The organism is Nocardiopsis tropica, assembly GCF_042660575.1.
In the GTDB taxonomy this organism is placed as follows: Bacteria; Actinomycetota; Actinomycetes; order Streptosporangiales; family Streptosporangiaceae; genus Nocardiopsis; species Nocardiopsis tropica.
Window position 1 is genome coordinate 107,060 of sequence record NZ_JBHSUF010000005.1, and the last position, 16,149, is coordinate 123,208.

Below are 16,149 nucleotides of genomic sequence, written 5' to 3' on the forward strand. Positions count from 1 at the left end.
CCCGGCCGCGGGGAGGGCGCCGGGCCCCTCCCCGCGGTGGGGCCTACTCCCCGAGCTGGCGGCGGAACGGCCGGCGCGCGGCGTTGAACTGGGACCAGGACGGGTCCAGCTGGCTGCGCAGCTTCACCTCGCCCTCCGGCCAGTCCTTCAGGACGGCCTCGAAGTCCGGGAGCACCCCCGAGTCCGGGTCCAGGTAGTAGCGGTAGTCGCGCCGGCCGCCGACGGTCTGCTGCATGAACAGCGCCCCGTTGTCCCCGAGCACGTCCGAGACACGGGCCTCCAGGTCGGCCAGGGCGGAGGCCGAGGCGCCGGTGGGCAGCTTGTCCTCGTCCGCGTGGGTGTACGGCACGACGACCTGCACGAACAGGGAGAACGCCGGGAAGTCGCGGCGGGTCAGCGGGTGGCGGAGCATGATCTCCACCGCGCCCTGGATGGGGATGCGCCCGTGCAGGGTCGCCCAGCCGCCGGAGCCGCCGAGCAGGTCGGCCATCTGCCGGACCACGGACGGCATCGACGTGGGGGGCAGCGGGTCCAGGGGAGGCTCGTCCAGCGGCGCCGTCAGGCCGATCCACCGCACCAGGTCGTCCTCGCCGAGCGCCAGCAGGGCCACGTGCTCGGCGACGCCCTCGCGCGTCTCCTGGGACAGGAACATGTTGTCCGGGTGGTAGACGCCCACCTCGATCCGCCCGGTCCCCTGGTTCACGCGCATGGACACCGACACGTGCGACAGGTCCAGTTCGTGGTCGTCCCAGCGGACCACGGAGGACAGCCGCTCGTGGTCGGCGGGGCGCACCGGCCGGAACAGCCACTCGGCGTCCTCGGGGGCCGACCGGGCCCAGCGCTCGGACAGGATGCGCGCCTCCTCGGACGCGCCGGGGCGCAGGGTGAGGGCGTGGGCGGGGCCGTCGGTCAGCTTGGACGGGTCGTCCAGGGCCGCCAGCTGCTCCAGGAGCTTGTCGGGGTCGGTGTCCGCCGACAGGTCGAGGTCGTCCAGGCCCCCCTGCCGTTTGGGCGCGGGGCCCACCTCCCAGTCCAGGTCGGGGTGGATCGCGCGGACCAGCGCGGTGACGCGCTCGGAGACCTCGGAAGGGGCGGGCCGGTCCGCGTCGGCCGCGCCCGCGAGGGCGTCGCGTACGGAGGGCCACGCGTCCCAGAACGCGGTGACGGACGTGGTGGAGTCGGCGGAGCGGCGACGACGGAACAGAGCCATGTCACGATTTTCGCAGAACCGCGCGACCACCCTCGCCCTCACCGGCGGGCGCGTCCCCGGCGGCGCCCCGCCGCGTACCGCCCGGGCCCGCCGGGGGCCGCGGGCCGCCCGCCCGGCGCGGCCGGTGTCCCCCGGCACCCGTGGCCGCGACCCCCGGCGGGCGCATACGCTGGAGCCACTATGACTTTGCGTGTACTGGCCGCCATGTCCGGCGGGGTCGATTCCGCGGTCGCCGCGGCCCGGGTGGCCGAGGCGGGCCACGACGTCACCGGCGTTCACCTGGCGCTCTCCAAGAACCCACAGTCCTACCGAACGGGTGCGCGCGGCTGCTGCACCGTGGAGGACTCCCACGACGCCCGCCGCGCGGCGGACGTCATCGGCATCCCCTTCTACGTGTGGGACATGTCGGAGGAGTTCGACCGGGAGGTCGTGCAGGACTTCGTCGCCGAGTACGAGGCGGGCAACACGCCCAACCCGTGCCTGCGCTGCAACGAGAAGATCAAGTTCGAGGCGGTGCTGGACCGGGCGGTCGCGCTGGGCTTCGACGCCGTGGCGACCGGCCACCACGTCCGCAAGGTCGACGGCCGCCTGGTGCGCAGCGTCGACCGGGCCAAGGACCAGTCGTACGTGCTGGGCGTGCTCGACACCGGCCAGCTGGAGCACGCGATGTTCCCCCTCGGGGACTGCACCAAGGACGAGGTGCGGGCCGAGGCGGAGCGGCGGGGGCTGTCCGTGGCGGACAAGCCCGACAGCCACGACATCTGCTTCATCGCCGACGGCGACACGGCGGGGTTCCTCAACCGGCGCATCGGCGAGAGGCCGGGCCCGATCCAGGACGAGGACGGCAACGTCGTGGGCACGCACAACGGCTCCCACACGTTCACGATCGGCCAGCGCAAGGGCCTGGGGCTGGGCGGCGCGCCCGACCCGCGCTACGTGCTCTCGATCGAGCCGGTGGGCAACACCGTCACGGTGGGGCCGCGCACGTCCCTGCGCGTCGACGGGATCACCGGGGTGCGGCCCGTCTGGAGCGGCAGCCTGCCTCCGGCGGAGCCGATCGAGTGCCGCGTGCAGCTGCGCGCCCACGGCGAGGTCTACCCGGCGACGGTGTGGCAGCGCGAGGGGGCCGAGGGCGCTGAGCTGGTCGTCCGGCTGGCCGAGCCCGCCACGGGCGTGGCCACGGGGCAGGCCGTGGTGGTCTACGAGGGGGACACCGTGCTCGGCTCGGCGACGATCTCCTCCACCTCCCGGGCCGCGGCCTCCGTCTGAGGCGGCCCCGGAAGGGTCCCGCCCGGCCGGAGCGGGACGGAGCCCCGACGGGTGACCTGCGACCCCTTGCCGAAGTTAGGTTAGGCATAGCATAGTTACTGGCCGAGGTTAGGGAGCTCGCCCATGCCAGAATTCGGTTTCCTCGACGGCCAGCCCTTCTGGATCGTCTACTTCACGCTGCTCGGCGTGATCCTGTGCCGCGCCCAGGCCACGTACTGGATCGGCCGCGGGCTCGGGGCGGGCGTGACGCGGAGCCGCATGGGCGCCGCGCTCGGCCCGCGGCTGGAGGCGGCGCGGCGCCGCATCGACCGCTACGGCGCGCCCGTGGTGACGCTGAGCTTCTGCACCGTGGGCGTGCAGACCGCCGTCAACCTCTCCGCAGGGGCCATGCGCATGCGCTTCCCGCGCTACCTCGCGGCGATGTTCGTCGGCTGCCTCGTCTGGGCGGGCCTGTGGGGCGTCATCATCGGCGGCGTGGTCGGCACCTGGCTGGAGCTCTTCCTGAGCTCGCCGTGGACCGCACTGGGCGTCGTGGCCGCCGCCTGCGCCCTGGTGGCCCTCCTCGTCGTGCGGGGCCGCCGTGCCCGCGCCCGCTCGGGGGGCGGGGCGGAGGACGGGGGAGCCGACGGCCCCCCTGCCTCCGGGACCGCTCCGGACGCCGCCGGCGCGCGCGACGAGCAGGACGCCGACCAGGCGCAGGCCGTCGCCGCACGGCCCTCCTGAGGCCTCTCCCTCCCGACAGCTCCTCCCCGGGGCCCGACCTGCGCGGTCGGGCCCCTTTCGCCGTGTCCGGGCGGTTCCCGCGTCCAAGGCGTTGACACCACTCTGTCTGTAGTACTACATTCGAACCACTTCACATGGAGTACTACAAACAAAGCTGTACGAGAGGGAGACCTGTGCGAGCCCGTACCACCACCCCCGCCACCCCCGCCGTGACCGTTCCGCCCCTGCCGCTCGGCGCCCTCACCGCGCCCCCCGCCGGCGGGGGGAGGCCCGGTCCGGCCGGACCGGGCCTCCCCGGCGCCAGGACCGACCACCGGAACCGGAACCGTCCCGGGCCGAACCCGGCACCCCGGCCCCGCCGGCACTTCCGCCCCGGCGGCAACCGATGACCACGCCATCACCCCCCGCAGAAGGACGGAGCCCCCGCCGGGGGTCCCCGCCGGACCACGGGGGCGGACGGTGACCGCCGTGCCGACCGCCGACCCGCACCACGCCCGTGCGGGTCGGCGGTAACACCCCCCGCCTCCCGTTGCCCTAACCTTGGGCAACGTGAGCGAACAGCAGTCCTACCCCTGGCCGAACGCCTCCTCCACCGGGGTCGGCTCCTGGCCCGGAGACGATCCCGACGAGGCCGTCCGCACGATCCTCGGCGAACTCCCCGCCCTCCCCCACCTCCCCGAGCTCCCCGAACGCGGTGTGGGGGCCGACATGGTCGGCCGCACCGCCGGGCTCCTGGTCGACCTTCCCGTCGAGGTGCAGCCCAGCGGATGGCGTGTCGCCGACACCCCGGGGCGCGACCTCGCCCGCGCGACCGGCTTCATGTCCTACGACCTCGACGCCCTCACCGAGCACGCCCACGCGTTCACCGGCACACTCAAGATCCAGGTCGCCGGCCCCTGGACCCTCGCCGCGTCGATCGAGCTGCGCAACGGCCAGCGCCTGGTCTCCGACCCCGGCGCCTGCCGCGATCTCGCCGAGTCCCACCTCGAAGGCGTCCTCGCGCACATCGACCGGGTCCGCGGGGGCGTCCCCGGCGCGCGGCTCCTCGTCCAGGTCGACGAACCCTCCCTGCCCGCCGTCCTGCTCGGCTCCCTGCCCACCGCCAGCGGGCTCAGCCGCCTGCGACCCGTGGACAGGGTGCGCGCGGAGGACGTCCTGCGAAACCTGTTCTCCGGGATCTCCGGGGCCGGAGCCGTCCCCGCGGCGCACTGCTGCGACCCCGGCGCGCCCCTGGACCTCCTGCGGCGCAGCGGCGCCGAGGCCCTGAGCCTCGACGCGCTCCTCCTCACGCGCGACCACGACGAGATGGTCGGGACGGCCGTGGAGGCGGGCACGGGGCTGCTCCTGGGGGTGGTCCCGACGACCGACGCCACCCCGGCGCAGACCGCCCGAATGTCCGACCCCGCCGCTACCGTCGATCCTGTTCGCGACCTCTGGAACCGGTTGGGAATCACCCCTGACCTGCTCTCCCGCGCGGTGGTCACCACGCCCACGTGCGGACTGGCGGGCGCCTCCCCGGGGCACGCGCGCGCGGCCCTCACGGCGGCGCGCGCCGGCGCCAGGGTCCTGCGGGACGAGCCCCGCAGACAGGCGTCCTAGAAGTCCGCGACCGCGACAGGTGAGCACGAGAGCAGCAGAAAGGCAGCGAGTGAGCGCGCTCGACAACACCACCGACATCCCCGACGAGGTACGCGCCCGCCACGAGGAGCTGTGCCGGGAGCTGGACGACCACAGCTACCGCTACTACCTGGGCAACCCGATCATCTCCGACGCCGAGTACGACACCCTCATGGGTGAGCTGCGCGGCATCGAGGACCGGTACCCCGTCCTCGCCACGCAGGACTCGCCCACCCAGAAGGTCGGCGCCCCCATCAGCGTCGACTTCGCCGAGGTCGAGCACCTGGTGCGGATGGAGAGCCTGGGCAACGCGTTCGACACCGGGGAGCTCAACGCCTGGGGCGAGCGCTCCGCGGCCGAGGTCCCGGTCGGCGCCTACCTCTGCGAGCTCAAGATCGACGGCCTCGCGGTCGACCTGGTCTACGAGAAGGGCCGCCTCGTGCGCGCCGCCACCCGCGGCGACGGCCGCGTGGGCGAGGACATCACCCTCAACGTCCGTACCATCGGGGTCGTCCCCGAGCGGCTGCGCGAGGACGTGCGCCCCGCACCCGAGCTGTTGGAGGTGCGCGGAGAGGTCTTCCTCCCCGTGGAGGACTTCGAGGCCCTCAACAAGCGCATCACCGAGACCGGCGAGCACACCCCCTTCGCCAACCCCCGCAACGCCGCCGCCGGCTCGCTGCGCCAGAAGGACCCCCGGGTCACCGCGACCCGCCCCCTGTCGATGATCGTGCACGGGGTGGGCGCGTACGTCCCCGCGGGCGGCGGGAAGGACGTCGCCTTCACCAGCCAGTCGCAGGCCTACGCCCTGCTGGGGGAGTGGGGCCTGCCGCTGAGCGACCGCTACAAGGTCGTGGGGACCATGGAGGAGGTCCGCGAGTACGTCGCGTACTACGCGGCGCACCGCCACGAGCCCGCCTACGAGATCGACGGCATCGTCGTCAAGGTCGACGACTTCGCGCTCCAGCGCAGGCTCGGCTCCACGAGCCGCGCCCCGCGCTGGGCGATCGCCTACAAGTACCCGCCGGAGGAGGTCACCACCCGGCTCGTCGACATCAAGGTGGGCGTGGGCCGGACCGGGCGCGTCACCCCGTACGGGGTCATGGAGCCGGTGGTCGTGGCCGGGTCCGAGGTCGAGTTCGCCACCCTGCACAACTCCCAGGAGGTCGCCCGCAAGGGCGTGCGCATCGGCGACACCGTGGTGCTGCGCAAGGCGGGCGACGTCATCCCCGAGATCGTCGGCCCCGTCCTGGAGCGCCGCGACGGCAGCGAGCGCGAGTTCGTCATGCCCGAGCGCTGCCCCGAGTGCGACACCCCGCTCGGGCAGCAGAAGGAGGGCGACGTCGACCTGCGGTGCCCCAACGCCCGCTCCTGCCCCGGACAGCTCCGGGAGCGGGTCGCCTTCATCGCCAGCCGCAAGGCCCTGGACATCGAGGCGCTCGGCTACGTGGCGGCCACCGCCCTGACCCAGCCGTTGGAGCCCGCACAGGCCCCGCTGCGGGACGAGGGGGACCTGTTCGACCTGACCGTCGACCAGCTGCTGCCCATCCGCACCCACGTGCTCGACCCGGACACCACCGAGCCCAAGACCGACCCTAAGACCGGCGACCCCAAGGTGGTGTCCTTCTTCGCCAACCTCAGGGGCGAGCCCAAGAAGACGGTCGAGAAGCTGTTCGAGCAGCTGGAGGAGGCCAAGGCCAAACCGCTGTGGCGGGTCCTCGTGGCACTGTCGATCCGGCACGTCGGCCCGCGCGCGGCCGAGGACCTGGCCCGCCACTTCCGTTCCATGGACGCCATCCGCGGGGCCACCGAGGAGGAGCTGGCCTCGGTCGACGGCGTCGGCCCGACCATCGCCGCGTCGATCCGCGAGTGGTTCTCCGTGGACTGGCACACCGAGATCGTCCGCAAGTGGGCGGAGGCGGGCGTGCGCATGGAGGACGACGAGCCGGAGTTCGGCTCGCGCTTCCTCGAGGGCGTCACCGTCGTGGTGACCGGCTCCCTGGAGGGGTTCACGCGCGACGGCGCCAAGGAGGCGATCGCCGAGCGCGGCGGCCGTGCGACCGCGTCGGTGTCCAAGAAGACCGGTTTCGTGGTGGTGGGGGACAGCCCCGGGTCCAAGTACGACAAGGCCGTCAAGCTGGGTGTGCCCGTGCTGGACGAGCAGGGGTTCCGGGTGCTGCTGGACGAGGGCGCCGACGCCGCCGTCGGCGTGCGGATCAACCGCTCGCCGGAGGACGGCGCCGCCGACGCGGCGGAGGCCCCCGCCGCGGAGGGGGCCGACGCCTAGCGGCGGCGCTCCGCGCCCCGGTCCGGAAAGCGGCCCCGCGCCCCCGCGTGCGGTGGGGCGGCGGGGGCAGGCCGGACCGGGGCGAACCCGTGTCCGGGCCCCGTGAACCGGCTGGTCACCACCCGGGGCCGCGGAGGGTCGGGGTTCCATTTTGTGCGTCCCCCACCCCGCGCGGCCCACACCTTGGTTAACTGATAGTTCCGGGCAAGCGACAGTTGGTGACGAAGCCGCGTAAGCTGGACACGGACACGTTGGATGTGGACGCATCTAAAACCGCGATTCGGTCATGAGGGGGGCCGGACCGCGGGAACCCCGAGCGCGGGACCGGCGGCGCCGCGCCGCCGCCGGCCCACGGCCCCTCGCGAGGACCACGGATGAAGGACCCCATCAGCACCAGGGACATCGGTCCCCGTGCCGGGACACCGCTCTGGCTCTACATGCTGGGCACCACGGTCGCCGGCGCGGGCCTGCTCGTCGTCTCCAGCCTCGGCCTGGGCCTCGGCGAGCTCCGCGGCCTCGCGGTCGAACCCCTCACCTGGGTCCTGCTCTGCATGATCGTCCTCGGCGAACTGCGGCCCATCTCCATGCCCGGGCAGGCCCCCGGCAGCGGCGCCCCCACGTCGCTGCCGTTCTCCTTCGCGCTCGTCCTCCTCCTCGGCCTGCCCGTCGCCGCCCTCGTCCAGGCGGCCGCCACGACCGTGGCCGGCTTCGCGCGCGGCCACGCCCCCCACCGCACCGCCTTCAACGCCGCCCAGTACACGCTCTCCCTCGGGGTCGCCGACGCCGTCCTGCGCCTCGCCCTGCCCGGACTCGTCGCCGACGGCCCCGCCCCCGCGGCGGGGGAACTCGTGGCCGTCGCCCTCGCCGGGGCCGCCTACTTCGCCGTCAACCGCGTCCTGGTCGTCTGCGCGGTGGCCATGCACGAACGCGTCCCGCTCAGACAGGTCATGTTCAAGGGGATCGGCCAGCAGTTCTACGTCAGCGGCGTCCTCATCAGCCTCGCCCCGCTCGTCGTCGTCGCCACCGCGCACTCGGTCCTCTACGTCCCCCTCTTCGCCTTCCCTCTCGGAGCCCTCTACACCAGCGCCATGCTGTCGGTGAAGCGCGACCACCAGGCCAACCACGACGAGCTCACCGGACTGGCCAACCGCAAGCTCCTCACCCACCGGTCCCGCCAGGAGATCGCCCACGCCCACCAGCGGGAAGGCGGCGTCGGCCTCCTCCTGCTCGACCTCGACCGGTTCAAGGAGGTCAACGACACCCTCGGCCACCCCACCGGCGACCGCCTCCTCCAGACCGTCGCCTACCGGCTCACCCACAGCGTCCGCCCCGGCGACCTCGTGGCCCGGCTCGGCGGCGACGAGTTCGCCGTGCTCCTGCCCCAGGTCGGCGACACCTCCGCCGCCCGCGAGGTCGCCGCCCGCCTGCGCGGCGCCCTCGCCGAGCCCGTCCGCCTCGACGGCATGGACTTCGACCTGGAGGCCAGCATCGGGATCGCGCTCTTCCCCCGGGACGCGCCCGACTTCCCGCTCCTCATGCAGCGCGCGGACGTCGCCATGTACGTCGCCAAGGCCGCCCGCACCGGGGTCGAGTGCTACGACCCCGGCAAGGACCGCAACTCCACGGCCAGGCTCAGCCTCTACAGCGAGCTCCGGCGGGGCCTGGCGGAGGGAGCGCTGGAGATGCACTACCAGCCCAAGGTGTCCCTCGACGACGAGCGGCCCGTGGGCCTGGAGGCCCTCGCCCGCTGGCGCCACCCCACCCGGGGGCTGCTCGCCCCCGAGGAGTTCATGCCGGTGGTCGAGCAGTCCAACCTGTTCCGCGCCTTCACCGGCCAGGTCCTCGACATCACGCTGGCCCGCGCCGCCCAGTGGCGCGGGGAGGGGATCCGCCTGCCCGTCTCCGTCAACCTCGGGGTCCGCGAACTCCTCGACCCCGAACTCCCGTCCACCGTGGCCGCCGCGCTGCGCGAGCACGGGGTGCCGCCCGAGCAGCTCGTCCTGGAGATCGGCGAGCACGCCCTCATCACCGACGCCGACGCCGCCACGGCCGCCGTCCACCGGCTCCGCGCGCTCGGCGTCGGCCTGGCCCTCGACGACTTCGGTACCGGCCACTTCACCCTGGCCCAGCTCGCCGGGCTCCCCCTCGACGAGGTGAAGATCCACGAGTCCTTCACCACACGCCTCGTGGACGGGCCCGACAACGGCCACACCGTCGTGCGGGCCGCCATCGCCCTGGTCAGGGCTCTGGGCATGCGCGCGACCGCCGGGGGCGTGCGCAGCCGGGCCCTCGCCCTCGCGGCCCGGTCCACCGGGTGCCACGCCGCGCAGGGGAGCCACTACTCGCCCCCGCTGGCAGCCCGCGAGGTCGTCGCCTGGGTGGCCGCCCACGAGGGCGGGGCCCCGGCCGACAGCCGCGTCTGACACCGAGGGCGGCGCCCCCGGAAAACGCCATAGGATTGACCCGATAGTCCTTCCGCCGAAGAAACGGTTCGCATTCATGACCGCCATCACCCGCGATGAGGTCGCACACCTCGCCCGGTTGTCGCGGCTGGCGCTCGACGAGGGCGAGCTCGACACGCTCGCCGCCCAGCTCGGTGACATCCTCACCGCCGTGGCCAAGGTGCAGGAGGTCGCCCAGGGCGACATCCCGCCCAGCTCGCACGCCCTGCCGCTGACCAACGTCTACCGCCCCGACGAGGCCAGGCCCGGCCTCACCCCCGAGCAGGCCCTGGCCGGGGCCCCGGCGGTGGAGGAACAGCGGTTCCGGGTCCCGCGGATCCTCGGAGAGGGTGAGTAGCCGATGAGCGACGTCATCAGCCTGACCGCGGCCGAACTCGGCTCGGCCATCAAGGGGGGCGAGGTGTCCTCCGAGGAGGCCACCACCGCCTACCTGGACCGCATCGAGGCGGTGGACGGCGAGATCAACGCCTTCCTGCACGTGCGCCGCGAGACCGCCCTCGACCAGGCCCGCGCGGTGGACGCCCGCCGCGCCGCCGGCGAGGAACTGGGACCGCTCGCGGGCGTGCCCGTCGCCCACAAGGACGTGTTCACCACCAAGGACATGCCCACCACGGCCGCCTCCAGGATCCTGGAGGGCTGGCAGCCGCCCTACGACGCCACCGTCACCGCGCGCCTGCGCGAGGCCGGCCTGGTCATCCTGGGCAAGACCAACATGGACGAGTTCGCGATGGGCTCCTCCACGGAGAACTCCGCCTACAAGGTCACCCGCAACCCGTGGGACACCGACCGCATCCCGGGCGGCTCCTCCGGCGGCTCCTCCGCGGCCGTCGCCGCGTTCGAGGCGCCCCTGGCCACCGGGACCGACACCGGCGGCTCCATCCGCCAGCCCGCCGCCGTGTGCGGTCTGGTCGGGGCCAAGCCCACCTACGGGGGCGCGTCCCGCTACGGGATGATCGCGTTCGCCTCGTCCCTGGACACCCCCGGCCCGTTCGCGCGCAACGTGCTCGACGCCGCCCTCCTCCACGAGGCGTTCTCCGGCCACGACCCCCGCGACTCCACCTCGATCGACGCCCCGGTCCCGCCGGTCGTGGACGCCGCCCGCCTGGGCGACGTCGACGGCCTGCGCGTCGGCGTGGTCAAGGAGCTGGACAGCGACGGCTTCCAGCCGGGTGTGCGCCGGCGCTTCCACGAGACCCTGGAGCTCCTGGAGTCCCTGGGCGCGAAGATCGTGGAGCTGTCCTGCCCGAGCTTCGACGCCGCCCTCTCGGCGTACTACCTCATCGCCCCGAGCGAGTGCTCGTCCAACCTCGCCCGCTTCGACGCGATGCGGTACGGCCTGCGGGTGGGCGACGACGGCACGCGCAGCGCCGAGGAGGTCATGTCGCTGACCCGGGCCCAGGGCTTCGGCCCCGAGGTCAAGCGCCGCATCATGCTGGGCACCTACGCCCTGTCGAGCGGCTACTACGACGCCTACTACGGCAGCGCCCAGCAGGTGCGCACGCTGATCAAGCGCGACTTCGACGCCGCGTTCGAGAGCGTCGACGTGCTGGTCTCGCCGACCACGCCGACCACGGCGTTCCCGATCGGCGAGCGCTCCGAGGACCCGATGGCCATGTACCTGGCCGACCTGTGCACGATCCCGTCCAACCTGGCCGGGAACGCGTCGCTGTCGGTCCCGTGCGGCCTGGCCCCCGAGGACGGCCTGCCCGTCGGCTTCCAGATCATGGCTCCGCCGCTGGCCGACGACCGGACCTACCGGGTGGCCTCGGCCGTCGAGCGCGCCCTCACCGAGCGCGACGGCGCCCTGATCGCCCGCAGCCCGTACGCGGTCGCCTAGCGGCCGGACGGCAGCGCCCCGTGTGCCCGCCGCCCCTCCCGGGGGCGGCGGGCACACGCGTCTCCGGCTCCGGCCGCGCGGCCCTAGTCAGCGGTTCCCGTCCCCGCCGCTGCCCTGCGCCTGCGGGCCAGGAGGAGGAGCACCGCCCCGGCCCCCAGGGCGAGCGCACCGGCCGCGACCAGGGCGGCGACCGCGCCACCGGTCAGGGCCAGCGGCCGCTCGTCGCGGTCCGCGGGGTCCGTGCCGCCGGCCGCCCCGGCGGGGCTCTCGGAGGTCTCGATCGGAGGCGGGGTCCCGCCCTGCGCGTCCCAGGCCGCGGAGGCGGAGTCCGACACGGTGATCTCGCTGTCCTGGGCGGTGATCAGGGTCTGGGTGGGCTCGTCCGACTCGCCCCTGAACAGGCGCCCGGTCCGGACGGTCGCCTCGGCCTCCAGGGTGAAGGTCGCCTCGCCCGCCCCGGCGTCCGCGGGAACGGCGAAACCGACCGTGGAGCCGTCGCCGACCCCGGTCACCGGCTCCCCGCTCCCGAGGTCCACCAGCTCCACGCCCTCGGGGGCGTCCACGGTCACCGGGACCTCCTCAGCGCTGGTCTCCACGGTGAACTCGCCGACGGTCCCGCCGGCCAGCCCGGAGCCGCGGTCGGGGCTGACGGTCAGCGCCGACCCCGGCTCGTCGGGTGTCTCCTCCGCGTGCTCCACGAGGTGGTCGTAGAGCCGGACGACGTCGCCCTCGACGACCCCGGCCTCCAGTTCGGGCCCCTGGTGGACCTCCTCCAGGTCGAGGCCGTTGCTGAAGTGCCAGATCGCCGCCTGGGTCGCGGTCAGCGCCTCCGACGCGTCCACGCCCGCGATGCCCGTGTCCTCGCGCAGCTCCCCGAGGCCGGTGACCGGATAGGAGTTGAGGAGGATCCACCGGACCTTGCCCGGTTCGGCGAAGTCGCCCCTGCCGGGGTAGGTGTCCCACCGGTCCTCGCGGTACCAGGCATCGCCGACGATGCCGGTGCGGAAGTCGATGCAGTAGGCGGTGAGGAGCTGGTCGCCCTCCAGGTCGACGTTGAACGTGCTCGTGGTCGTGTACGTCTCGCCCCTCATGGTGACGGCGTGGCCGTGCTCGGCGACGCCCGTGTACTGCCCGCGCACCGAGTAGACGGCCGGTTCGGCGGGAAGGGAGGCCGCGGGGGCGGCGGGGCCGAGGACGAGCGCCGAGACCGCGGCGACCGCGAGGACGGGGCGTGCGGGACCGGGACGGGGGATGGGCACGTGCGTCACATCGCTTCCTGAGGTGCTGCCGTGCCGAGGAGGCCCGGGGCCGGAGGCCGGTGCGGCACGGGAGGGCAGAGGGGGAGGAACTGCCACGGGAGCGGGGGCGCGCAGGGAGTTCCGGTCGCGGTGAGGGGCCTACCCGGCCGATGCTAATGACCCGGACCCGCGCCTCCAACCCGGTGAGGCGGGATTATCGCGGTGTGTCCGGAAGCGGTCACGGTGTGAACGCCGAAGGGCCCGCCCGCGTGGTCTCCCACGGGGACGGGCCCTCGGCCACGGCCGCCCGGAGGCGGCCGGAGGAGGACTAGGCGTCCAGGTCCTCGGCGCCGGCCGCCGCCTTGCGCTTGCGGCTCAGGTAGACCGCTCCACCGCCGGCGCCGAGCGCGGCGATGCCCGCCGCGACCAGTCCGGCCAGGGCCCCGCCGGTGACCGGCAGGCTCGGCCGGTCACTGTCGTCGACGGGGGCCGAGGGCGTGTCGCTGGGCTCGACGCTGGGGCTCGGGGCCGGGGACTCCGGCGGGGTGGGCTCCCCGGACGGCTGCTCGGTGGGCCCCTCCGACGGCTCCTCGGTGGGAGGCGCGGTCTCACCGCCGCCCTCCCAGCTGGCGGAGGCGGAGGCGGACACGGTGGTCTCGTCGCCCTCGGCGGTGATCAGGGTCTGGGTGGGCTGGTCCGCCTCCTCGCCCTTGAACAGGCGGCCGGTCTCGACGCGGGCGGTGGCCTCCAGGGAGAAGGAGGCCTCGCCGGCGTCGGCGCCGGCGGGGACGGAGAAGCCGACCGTGTCGCCGTCGTCGACCGTGTCGACGGACTCACCGGTCGCCAGGTCGACCAGCTCGACACCGTCCGGCGCGGCCAGGGTCACGGGGACGCCGGTGGCGTTCGTGGCGATGGTGAACTCGCCGACGGTCCCGCCCGCGGTGCCGGAGGCGGTCTCGGGGGTGACGCTCAGGGCGGGGCCCGGCTCCTGGGGGAGGTCCTCCGCCGCCTCGAGGAGGTGGCGGTAGATCGCGGTCGTGTTGCCGTGGGCGCGGGTGAGCTCGGCGCCGTTGGTGAAGTGCCAGATCGCGGCCTGGGTCGCGGCGAGGGCCTGGGCCTCGGTGGTGCGGGAGTTCGCCCCCGCGGCCTCGGCCAGGGCGGCGGCGCTCACGGCGGGGTAGGAGTTCTGGAGGAGCCAGTGCACCTTGCCGGGCTCGGCGAAGTCGCCCTCACCCGGGTAGTTCGCCCAGGCGTCCTCCTTGTACCAGGCGCCTCCGCGGATGTCCGTCTCGAGGTCGATGCAGTACGTGGTGAGCACCGTGCCGTTCTCGAGCTCGAGATTGAAGAGGTTCGTGCCGACGCTCCTACCGTTCACGGTGATGGTCTCGCCCGTCTGGGCGTTGTCGACGTACTGGGCGCGGACGGAGCCCTCGTAGGTCTCGGCGGGGTCGGCGGCGGCCGGGGCGGCCAGGCCGAAGGCGAGGAACGCGGCGGCGGAGGCGGCCAGGGCCGTGCGGCCGGCGGCGCGGGGGAAGTGCGTCACATCATGTCCTGTCGTGGTTCTGCCGGGCGGCCCGGGGAAGCGGCGGGGTGCGCGGCGGTGCTGTCGGCCGGAACGTCCGGACTCGTGGGAGCGGAGGGAGGACCCTGACCCGGGACGGAGGGCCGGCAGGGCCGGGGCCGTGGGGCGCCCGGAGCTCCCGGGGCCCGGCAGAAGAGGTGTGTGTCAGACCGGTGTTCGTGGTGCGGTCCCGGCGGCGCCGACCTGGCGCGGCGGCATCCGCACGCCCGGACAGGTGTGGCCGCAGGGGTCCGACAATGAAGACGTCGGAGCGCCCTCTCCGGTTGTCCACACCCGGGAAACAGATCTGGCGGGAGCGTGAGCTCGGCCATAGCGTGGAAACAGGGGGGTCCCCGGGGCCCGCCCGCTTAGCGCTGCCCGCCCCCACCCTGCCCCGCTCCCGCACCGCCCGCGCGGCCCCGTCCCGCCCGACCCCCGCCGGATCCACCCGCCGGTCCCACACCGCCCCACCCGCGCCCGGCGTCCCGCCCCGGACCGTCCCCCCCGCCTTCCCACCCGCACACGCGAAGGGCCCGCCCGCGTGGTCTCCCACGGGGACGGGCCCTCGGACGCCACCGCCCGGAGGCGGCTGAAGGGGACTAGCCCTCCAGGTCCGCGGCGTTGGCGGCCTTGCGCTTGCGGCTCAGGTAGATCGCTCCACCGCCGGCGCCGAGCGCGGCGATGCCCGCGGCGACCAGGCCGGCGAGCGCGCCACCGGTGACCGGCAGGGTCGGCTCGTTGCTGTCGTCAGCGGGGGCCGAAGGCGTCTCGCTGGGCGTCTCGCTGGGGCTCGGCGTCGGGGCCGGGGACTCCGGCTCGCTGGGCTCCTCGGTCGGCTCGCTGGGCTCGTCGGTGGGGGGCGTGGTCTCGCCGCCCTCCTCCCAGGTGGCCGACGCGGAGGCGGTGACCGTGGTCTGGCCGCCCTGGGCGGTAATCAGGGTCTGGGTGGGCTCGTCCGACTCGCCCTTGAACAGGCGGCCGGTCGCGACGGTCGCGGTGGCCTCCAGGGAGAAGGAGGCCTCGCCCGGGGCGGTGCCCTCGGGGACGGAGAAGCCGACCGTGTCGCCGTTGTCGACCGTGTCGACGGCCTCGCCGGTCTCGATGTCGACCAGGGTCACGCCCTCGGGCGCCTGCAGGTCGACCGGGATGGCGGAGGCGTTGGTCTCGATGGTGAACTCGCCGACGGTCCCGCCCGCGGTGCCGGAGGCGGTGCCCGGGGTGATGCTCAGGGCGGCGTCGGGCTCGACGGTCTGCGGCAGGTCCTCGGCCGCGCCGACCAGGTACTCGTAGACGGCGGTGACGCCCTCGCTGTTGTCGCCGTCGAGGGTCATGCCGTTGCTGAAGTGCCAGATGGCGGCCTGGGTGCCGCCCAGGGCGTCGGCGTCGCTGAGGCCCTCGAACTCGGCCTCGGCGCCCAGCTCCGCCGCGCTCAGCGCGGGGTAGCCGTACTGGAGGATCCAGTGGACCTTGCCGGGCTCGGCGAAGTCACCCTGACCGGGGTAGTTCTCCCACTTGTCCTCGCGGTACCAGGCATCGCCGACGATGTTGGTGTGGTAGTCGATGCAGTACGTGGTGAGGAGGGTGCCGTCCTCCAGCTCCAGGTTGAACAGGCTGGTGCGCGCACCGCCGCCGTCCATGTTGACCCGGGTGCCGTTCTCGGCGTTGCCGATGTACTGGCCGCGGACGGAACCTTCGTAGGTCTCCACGGGCTCGGCGGAGGCGGGGGCCGCGAGGCCGAGGGCCAGGAACGCCGCGGCGCTGGCCGCCAGGCCCGCGCGCCCGACGGTGCGGGGGAATGAGGAGTTAGTCAAGTTGTGTCCCGGTGTCTTCTAGGGGTAACCGGATGGAGTGCCCGTCCAAGAGGCCGAACGGGCCGGTGGGACGGTTGCGGTGGACAACGGCGCACGACGCGTTCAGGGGAGGTTCTGGATTCGCCGTGTTCGCTCGC

The 16,149-nt window shown here is 74.1% G+C and carries 11 protein-coding genes; 7 read left to right on the forward strand and 4 right to left on the reverse strand.

What is annotated here, in order from left to right:
* Positions 1 to 43: 43 nt before the first annotated feature.
* A complete protein-coding gene (locus ACFQBR_RS09730; protein ID WP_267946510.1) occupies positions 44 to 1,210 on the reverse strand; it encodes a DUF695 domain-containing protein in 1,167 nt (388 codons plus the stop codon).
* 180 nt (positions 1,211 to 1,390) lie between these two features.
* On the opposite strand from ACFQBR_RS09730, the gene mnmA reads away from it, so the two are divergent.
* The 7 genes from mnmA (at position 1,391) to gatA (ending at position 11,402) form a co-directional block, all read left to right on the forward strand.
* Positions 1,391 to 2,479, forward strand: a complete 1,089-nt coding sequence (gene mnmA, locus ACFQBR_RS09735; RefSeq protein ID WP_344182487.1) for a tRNA 2-thiouridine(34) synthase MnmA — start codon at positions 1,391 to 1,393, stop codon at positions 2,477 to 2,479.
* Between the two features lie 123 nt (positions 2,480 to 2,602).
* The gene (locus ACFQBR_RS09740) at positions 2,603 to 3,202 is read left to right on the forward strand and encodes a DedA family protein (protein ID WP_344182485.1); all 600 of its coding nucleotides are present in this window, start codon (positions 2,603 to 2,605) and stop codon (positions 3,200 to 3,202) included.
* A 549-nt stretch (positions 3,203 to 3,751) separates the two neighbouring features.
* Entirely contained in the window at positions 3,752 to 4,801 is a 1,050-nt protein-coding gene (locus ACFQBR_RS09745; RefSeq protein ID WP_267946507.1) for a methionine synthase, read from the forward strand.
* A 49-nt stretch (positions 4,802 to 4,850) separates the two neighbouring features.
* A complete protein-coding gene (ligA, locus tag ACFQBR_RS09750; RefSeq protein WP_378552916.1) occupies positions 4,851 to 7,103 on the forward strand; it encodes an NAD-dependent DNA ligase LigA in 2,253 nt (750 codons plus the stop codon).
* A gap of 374 nt (positions 7,104 to 7,477) precedes the next feature.
* Positions 7,478 to 9,526, forward strand: coding sequence for a putative bifunctional diguanylate cyclase/phosphodiesterase (locus ACFQBR_RS09755; RefSeq protein WP_344182480.1), 2,049 nt, complete (start codon positions 7,478 to 7,480; stop codon positions 9,524 to 9,526).
* 76 nt (positions 9,527 to 9,602) lie between these two features.
* The gene (gene gatC / locus ACFQBR_RS09760; protein WP_267946504.1) at positions 9,603 to 9,902 is read left to right on the forward strand and encodes an Asp-tRNA(Asn)/Glu-tRNA(Gln) amidotransferase subunit GatC; all 300 of its coding nucleotides are present in this window, start codon (positions 9,603 to 9,605) and stop codon (positions 9,900 to 9,902) included.
* A 3-nt stretch (positions 9,903 to 9,905) separates the two neighbouring features.
* Positions 9,906 to 11,402 (forward strand): Asp-tRNA(Asn)/Glu-tRNA(Gln) amidotransferase subunit GatA, encoded by a 1,497-nt coding sequence (gene gatA / locus ACFQBR_RS09765; RefSeq protein ID WP_267946503.1) that lies wholly within the window; start codon positions 9,906 to 9,908, stop codon positions 11,400 to 11,402.
* Positions 11,403 to 11,485: 83 nt separating this feature from the next.
* Here gatA and ACFQBR_RS09770 read toward each other — a convergent pair whose 3' ends face one another.
* From ACFQBR_RS09770 to ACFQBR_RS09780, 3 genes are all read right to left on the reverse strand, one after another.
* Positions 11,486 to 12,670: a thioester domain-containing protein gene (locus ACFQBR_RS09770; protein WP_344182478.1), complete on the reverse strand. Its 1,185-nt coding sequence runs from the start codon at positions 12,668 to 12,670 to the stop codon at positions 11,486 to 11,488.
* Positions 12,671 to 12,968: 298 nt separating this feature from the next.
* Complete coding sequence (locus ACFQBR_RS09775; RefSeq protein ID WP_344182477.1) at positions 12,969 to 14,183, reverse strand: thioester domain-containing protein; 1,215 nt, start codon at positions 14,181 to 14,183, stop codon at positions 12,969 to 12,971.
* A gap of 617 nt (positions 14,184 to 14,800) precedes the next feature.
* Positions 14,801 to 16,012 (reverse strand): thioester domain-containing protein, encoded by a 1,212-nt coding sequence (locus tag ACFQBR_RS09780; RefSeq protein ID WP_344182475.1) that lies wholly within the window; start codon positions 16,010 to 16,012, stop codon positions 14,801 to 14,803.
* Positions 16,013 to 16,149: the final 137 nt, after the last annotated feature.